Raw genomic sequence first — 5,597 nt, 5'->3', positions numbered from 1 at the left:
GAGACTCTGCTAGTGCTGGCGGCCATCGTCGGCGTCATCTGCCTGGGCGTCCAGATCTATCTGTGGCGACAGGATGTGTTGTGGGGCCCGTATATCCGCCGCGAGGAGCGGGGCGGGCGTCTGTTCAGTTGATCAACGGCCGCCTATTTCAGCGACGAGTTGATCGACGTGAACTTGCCTTTGAGATTGGTACCGGTGCCATTGACGACGGCAATGATCGCTAGAGCGATGCCGGCCGCAATGAGTCCGTACTCGATGGCGGTCGCGCCAGACTCGTCAGCGATGAAACGTTTGATCAGCGTCATGGTGTTGTACGCTAGGCGGCCCGCGTGAATCGCTCGTAAACAAGTACCGAATCTCCGGCGGTATAATATCCGGATGCGGCGTCCATCTGGTTTAGGTCGCGGATCGATCGTTCTTTCAGGTTGCGCGAGAACCGGCTGACGACAATTTTGTGTTTACCATAACCCGGTTCTCCCCATTTTCGCCCTGATCCAGCTACGATATGTTCACCACGCGATGTGGAAGTGGGGAACATCGTAATTTAGCGGTCGCGTGTTGCCGATAGGCAGCTGACCGCCGGAATGGTATTGGGGCGCATGGGGATTCTTCGGTCACACCGCATTGGTCGTGCTGCAAGTGCAGCGGCGGCCATGGGCGCCTGTCTGGCGTTGGCCAATTGCTCGCAAACCACCAGTTTCAGCCGTGTTGATCCCAAATACGGCGTGTCGAGCAGCCAGCGGGTTGTCGGCTTCGGTGAGCCGGTTCCCAAAGGTGGTGGCACCTATCGCGTCGGCAAGCCCTATGTGATTGCCGGCAAGACCTATGTTCCCGAAGAGAATGCCAACTATCGCGCCGAAGGCTTGGCGTCCTGGTATGGCGACGCATTCCACGGCCGTCGAACCGCCAATGGCGAAGTGTTCGACATGACATCGCTCACCGCGGCGCATCCGACCCTTCCGATCCCGAGCTACGCGCGCGTCACCAATATGAGGACCGGCAAGTCGCTGATCGTGCGCGTCAACGATCGCGGTCCGTATCATGGCAACCGCCTGATCGACGTGTCGAACAAGGCCGCCGAACTTCTCGACTTCAAGAGCAATGGCGTTGCGCAGGTGCGCGTCGAATATGTCGGCCGTGCCTCGCTTGAAGGTTCTGACGATCGCCAGTTGATGGCGACGCTGCGCACCGGCGAACCTGCACCGTCACCGTCGGTGGTGCGTGTGGCTTCGGCCCGCTCCTTTGTGCCGGACATGCAGGGCGGTCGCGCCGTCTCGCGTGATGTCCCGATGCCGGAAGGGCGTCCGTATTCGCTTGGCAATACGCCCGCGGATCGCCAGACCTCGGAAATCTCTTCCTCCGGTCGTTATCGGTCGGCCGCTGCCTATCCGGCCGAGAACCGCCGCGCGGTCTCGTATGAAAACAATCCGGACTATGTCGCACCAGCCGAGCCGGCTCTGCGCGATGAAGGCACCGTGGACGCCCGCGGCGCGGCTGCGATCCTGTCCGGCCGCGGTCTGTACTGAGCAAGATTTGATCCAGATCTCCGCCCGTTAGTGCCCGGCACAGCCGGGTGCGCGTTGTTCGGGCAAGGTGATGCTGTTAAGACCTGACCATTCGGGACACGGCATGACATCTGGCTTCCTCACACTGACAACCTCGCTTTGGCGGCCGCTGGTCGCAAGCCTGCTCGTGGCTGCCTTCGTGCTGCAGCCGGCGGCCCATGCCGCCAATCAGAGCGTGCAGGGCGCGAAGAAGGTGGTCGAGGAGGGCGGCTACGACACGGACGCACCGACCGCGATCCTGATAGAGGCCTCGTCCGGCGCCGTGCTGTTCGAGAAGAACGCCGACGAACTGCGTGCGCCTTCCAGCATGATGAAGCTGATGACCGTGGAGGTCGTGTTCGACGCGCTGACCCGCGGCGACATCAAGCTCACGGACGAGTATCGCACCAGCGAGAATTCCTGGCGCAAGGGCGGCGCGCCGGCTGGCGCCTCGACTATGTTCGCGGCGCTGAACAGCCGCATTCCCGTCGCCGATCTCCTGCGCGGCGCCATCATCCAGAGCGGCAATGACAGCTGCATGATCATGGCCGAGGCCATGGAAGGCAACGAGGCGGCATTTGCCGAGCGTATGACGAAGCGCGCGCGCGCACTCGGCATGCCGAAATCGACGTTTGCGAATTCCAGCGGCCTGCCGGACCCCGGCAACAAGATGACCGTGCGCGAGCTGGGCACGCTGGCGCGCCACATCATCCGGACGTATCCGGATTTCTACAAGATCTTCGGCGAGCGCGAATTCACCTGGAACAAGATCCGCCAGCAGAATCGCAATCCCTTGCTGGCGACGCTCGAAGGCGCCGACGGCTTCAAGACGGGTTTCACCAAGGAGGGCGGCTACGGCATGGTCGGCTCCGCGGTGCAGAACGACACCCGCCTGATCGTCGTGGTCAACGGTCTCGAGGATTCCGACGATCGCGCCTCCGCCGCCAAGAAGCTGCTCGAATGGGGATTCAAGAATTTTGAGGTCCGCCCGGTCTTCGCCGGCGACCAGCCCGTCGGCTACGCAAAGGTGTTCGGCGGCGACAGGGGCTCGGTGGCGCTCGTCAGCAAGGAGCCGGTCAAGGTGATGGTGCAGAAGAACGGCAGTGACAAGCTGATCGCGCGCATCGTCTATCAAGGCCCTGTCCATGCACCCGTGCGGGCGGGCCAGGCCGTCGGCGTCGTCAAGGTCTGGCGCGGCCAGCAGATTGCCGTGGAAGCGCCACTTTATGCCGCCGACGCGGTCGGCCCCGGTACGACCGTTCAGCGCGCCGTCGACGGCGCCAGCGAATTGATGATCGGCCTGTTCCGCGCCGGCGCTGCGAAGCTGTGACCATGACTGATACGCACCACACAGCGCCCGAGCGCGGCCGCTTCATTACCTTCGAGGGCGGCGAGGGCGCCGGCAAGTCCACGCAGATCAAGCTGCTCGCCGATCGTCTCAATGATGCCGGCATCCCGGCCATCGTCACCCGCGAGCCCGGCGGTTCGCCGGGTGCCGAGATCATCCGTCATGTCGTGCTGTCCGGCATGGGCAAGCTGCTCGGCGCGGAGGCCGAGACGCTGCTGTTCGCCGCCGCGCGCGATGATCATGTGCATGCGGTGATCAAGCCGGCGCTCGACCAGGGCATCTGGGTCCTGTGCGACCGTTTTTCCGATTCCACCCGCGCCTATCAGGGCCGCCAGGGCAATGTCTCGCCGGAGCTCCTGAAGGCACTGGAGCGCGTCACCATCGGCGGCCTCAAGCCGGACCTCACGGTGATCCTGGATCTGCCCGTCGAAGTTGGCATGGCCCGCGCCTCCGCGCGCCGCGGCACCGGCGTGCCGGATCGGTTCGAGGCCGAGGGCATCGCCTTCCATCAGGGTCTTCGCGACGCCTTCCGCCAGATCGCTATCGACGAGCCCGTGCGCTGCGTCCTGCTGGATGCGACGCTGAGCCCGAAGGCCGTCGCCAACAATATCTGGGGCGTGCTGCGCAAGCGACTGCTGCACGAGACGGCGGACGCATTATGAGCAAGAACGATCCCGAGATATCAGTCCCGCATCCGCGCGAGACGACCGCTCTGTTCGGTCATCACGAGGCCGAGCAGACGCTGCTCAATGCCTATCGCGGCGGCCGCATTCCGCATGCCTGGCTGATCTCCGGCCCGCAGGGCATCGGCAAGGCGACGCTGGCCTATCGCATGGCGCGCTTCGTGCTCGCCCATCGCGATCCGGCGTCAGTGCAGGTGCAGTCGGCCGAGACGCTCGATCTCGATGACGCGCATCCCGTTGTCCGCCAGGTCGCCGCCGAGGCCCATGGCGGCCTGCTCGAAATCCACCGCACCGCCAATGACAAGGGCGTCATGCGCACGGTCATCACCGTGGACGATGTGCGCGAGACCGTCGGCTTCTACGGCTCCACCGCTGCGGTCGATGGCTGGCGCGTCTGCATCGTCGATACCGTGGACGAGCTCAACACCAATGCGGCGAACGCGCTGCTGAAGGTCCTCGAGGAGCCGCCGCAGCGCTCGCTGTTCCTGCTCATCACCCACGCCCAGGCCCGCGTGCTGCCGACCATCCAGTCGCGCTGCCGCAAGCTGCCGTTGCGTGCGCTGTCCACCGATGACGTGCTGTCCGCCGTCGCGCTGGCCACCGAGAGCGGGGAGGGCGATCCCGCTTTGCGCGAGGTCGCCGAGGCCTCCGAAGGCAGCGTGTCCCGCGCCATCAACCTGCTCGGTGGTGGTGCGCTGAAGCTGCACCAGCGCACCGCGTCGCTGCTGAACACGTTGCCCCACGTGGACCCCCGCGAGCTCCACGCCCTCGGCGATGCCCTTGGCACCAGCGACCGCGTTGCGCTCGGCGCCTTTGTCGACAGCGTCGATCGCTGGATCGGCGAGCGCCTGCGCGCGGACCCTGCCGGCCTCAACGCCGATCTGCCCCGCCTTGCACGCCTTGCGGAGGTATGGGAAAAGATCAACAAAGCCGCGCGCGAGACCGAATCCTACAATCTCGAGCGAAAACCGCTGGTTTTCTCGGTGTTTGGCCTGCTCGCAGACGCGACGCGCTGACGCCTTCCGCGGCAAGACCGATCATTTTGAAAGGCTTTCGCGCCGATGGCGAACGCGACCGATAACACCTTCTACATCACCACCGCGATCGCCTATCCGAATGGCGTGCCTCATGTCGGCCATGCCTATGAAGCCATCGCCACCGACGCGCTGGCCCGCTTCGCGCGGCTCGACGGCAAGGATGTGTTCTTCCTCACCGGCACCGACGAGCACGGCCAGAAGATGGTTCAGACGGCGCAGAAGGAAGGCATGACGCCGGCCGATCTGGCCACGCGCAATGCCGGTCGCTTCAAGGAGATGGACGAGGCCCTTAACATCTCCTTCGATCGCTTCATCCGCACCTCGGAAGAACAGCACCATCGCTCCTCGCAGGAGCTGTGGAAGCGCATGGCCGCCAATGGCGACATCTATCTCGACAGCTATGCCGGCTGGTATTCGGTCCGCGACGAAGCCTATTACGCCGAGGACGAAACCACCGTTGGTGAGGACCAGATCCGTCGCGGCCCGCAGGGCACGCCGGTCGAGTGGGTCGAGGAATCCAGCTACTTCTTTCGGCTGTCGAAATATGAAGACAAGCTGCTGGCCCTGTACGAGTCCACCGATTTCATCGGACCTGAATCCCGCAAGAACGAAGTGACCAGTTTCGTCAAAGGCGGCCTCAAGGATCTTTCGGTTTCGCGCACCACCTTCGACTGGGGCATCAAGGTGCCCGGCGACGACAAGCATGTGATGTATGTCTGGGTCGATGCGTTGACCAACTACATCACCGGCGTCGGCTTCCCCGATGAGGGTGACACCAACTGGAAATACTGGCCCGCCGACGTCCACATCATCGGCAAGGACATCATCCGTTTCCACGCGGTGTACTGGCCGGCCTTCCTGATGTCGGCCGGCATCCCGGTGCAGAAGCGCGTCTATGCGCACGGCTTCCTGTTCAACAGGGGCGAGAAGATGTCGAAGTCGGTCGGCAATGTCGTCGATCCCTTCAATCTCGCCGAGCAGTATG

At 63.8% G+C, this 5,597-nt stretch carries 6 protein-coding genes; 5 read left to right on the top strand and 1 reads right to left on the bottom strand.

The window, feature by feature from the left end:
* Positions 1-143: 143 nt before the first annotated feature.
* A complete protein-coding gene (locus tag ACIQ17_RS30205) occupies positions 144-305 on the bottom strand; it encodes a Flp family type IVb pilin (protein ID WP_398473149.1) in 162 nt (53 codons plus the stop codon).
* Positions 306-599: 294 nt separating this feature from the next.
* Here ACIQ17_RS30205 and ACIQ17_RS30200 point away from each other — a divergent pair, with 294 nt between their 5' ends.
* The 5 genes from ACIQ17_RS30200 to metG all read left to right on the top strand — a co-directional run.
* A complete protein-coding gene (locus ACIQ17_RS30200) occupies positions 600-1,526 on the top strand; it encodes a septal ring lytic transglycosylase RlpA family protein (RefSeq protein WP_398473148.1) in 927 nt (308 codons plus the stop codon).
* Positions 1,527-1,629: 103 nt separating this feature from the next.
* Positions 1,630-2,874, top strand: coding sequence for a D-alanyl-D-alanine carboxypeptidase family protein (locus ACIQ17_RS30195; RefSeq protein WP_398473146.1), 1,245 nt, complete (start codon positions 1,630-1,632; stop codon positions 2,872-2,874).
* Positions 2,875-2,876: 2 nt separating this feature from the next.
* The gene (gene tmk / locus ACIQ17_RS30190) at positions 2,877-3,554 is read left to right on the top strand and encodes a dTMP kinase (RefSeq protein WP_398473145.1); all 678 of its coding nucleotides are present in this window, start codon (positions 2,877-2,879) and stop codon (positions 3,552-3,554) included.
* A complete protein-coding gene (locus tag ACIQ17_RS30185; RefSeq protein ID WP_398473144.1) occupies positions 3,551-4,591 on the top strand; it encodes a DNA polymerase III subunit delta' in 1,041 nt (346 codons plus the stop codon). Before tmk ends, ACIQ17_RS30185 begins: the two co-directional genes overlap by 4 nt.
* Positions 4,592-4,636: 45 nt before the next feature.
* Positions 4,637-5,597, top strand: a 961-nt coding sequence (gene metG / locus ACIQ17_RS30180) for a methionine--tRNA ligase (protein ID WP_398473143.1), incomplete at its 3' end; no start/stop codon positions are given.

Origin of the sequence: Tardiphaga sp. (assembly GCF_044340795.1) — a bacterium.
Lineage (GTDB): Bacteria > Pseudomonadota > Alphaproteobacteria > Rhizobiales > Xanthobacteraceae > Tardiphaga.
This window is presented reverse-complemented; position numbering and strand designations above follow the sequence as displayed.